Annotated in this window: 1 protein-coding gene; it reads left to right on the top strand. The window is 67.7% G+C overall.

Features of this window, described 5'->3' with window-relative positions; all coding sequences use genetic code 11:
- Positions 1–45: 45 nt before the first annotated feature.
- Entirely contained in the window at positions 46–1284 is a 1239-nt protein-coding gene (locus tag QIT00_RS38665; RefSeq protein WP_282540186.1) for an IS30 family transposase, read from the top strand.
- Positions 1285–1316 lie beyond the last annotated feature (32 nt).

Raw genomic sequence — 1316 nt, forward strand, 5'->3', positions numbered from 1 at the left:
CTTCCGTTCTAGTGGTCGTCGCAACACCCCAGCTCAAGGGGTGCGATGGACTTCAAGATCCGGGAGAACCGGACAGTGGCTCGGGGCCGCAGGCCACTCTCTGATGAGCGAGCTGCATACTTCCGGCTCGTGAAGCAGGGGTACAGCAACAACGAGGCATGCCGGATCGTCGGGATCAACCCGAAGACCGGCAGACGCTGGCGCAACGGACGCAACGCGTCGGGGCGCACAGCGGCGGCGCCACCGGTCAAGCCGGTGGCGCCGGCCTCTGCTGCCGGGCGGTACCTGCGCGAAGAGGAACGCATACATATCGCGGACCGGCTGCGGGAGAAGGCTTCCCTGCGCACGATCGCGGCCGAGCTGCAACGCAGCCCGTCCACCATCAGCCGGGAGATACGCCGCAACGGCGTGCCGCTACGCGGCGACGCGAGGCGCTGGGCCTACCGGCCACACGCCGCACAGTCCCGTGCTGACGCCCGACGCCCCAGACCGAAACCAGGGAAGATCGGCCAGAATCCCGAACTGCGGGACTTCGTCCAGGACCACCTCGGTCGCCGTTGGAGTCCCGAACAGATCTGCCAGGCTCTGCAGGCCCGCTTCCCTGACCGGCCGGAGATGCACGTGGTCCACGAGACGATCTACCAGGCCCTCTACGTCCAGGGCCGCGGAGAACTCCGCCGCGAACTGGCCAAGGCGCTACGGACCGGCAGAGCGATGCGACGACCCCACCGCCAGTCCTCCAAGCGCCAGCCCCGCATGGCGCGGGACATGGTGATGATCAGCGACCGGCCGGCCGAAGTGAGTGACCGGGCCGTCCCCGGTCACTGGGAGGGCGACCTCATCATCGGCAAGGCACACAAGTCCGCGATCGGCACGCTCGTCGAACGCTCCAGCCGATTCGTCACCCTCGTCCATCTGCCCCAAGGTCGCCAGCCCGCCCAGATGCGCGACGCACTCGTCCGAACCGTCTCGACCCTGCCCGCCCAGCTCAGGCGCTCCCTCACCTGGGACCAGGGCTCGGAGATGCACCTCCACCGGGAGTTCAGCACCGCCACGGACATGCCCGTCTTCTTCTGCGACCCGGGCAGTCCCTGGCAGCGCGGCTCGAACGAGAACACCAATGGCCTGCTGCGGCAGTACTTCCCCAAGGGCACCGACCTTGCTCGCTACAGCCGCGAGGAACTGGACGCCGTGGCCGCCGAGCTGAACAGTCGGCCACGCAAAACGCTCGGCTGGGAAACCCCAGCCGAGCGTCTCGCTAAGCTCCTGGCGACAGCCAGTTGATCAGTGTGTTGCTACGACCCCTGGAATTCGCC

The sequence above is a fragment of the Streptomyces luteolus genome (genome assembly GCF_029968015.1).
GTDB classification, from domain to species: Bacteria; Actinomycetota; Actinomycetes; order Streptomycetales; family Streptomycetaceae; genus Streptomyces; species Streptomyces luteolus.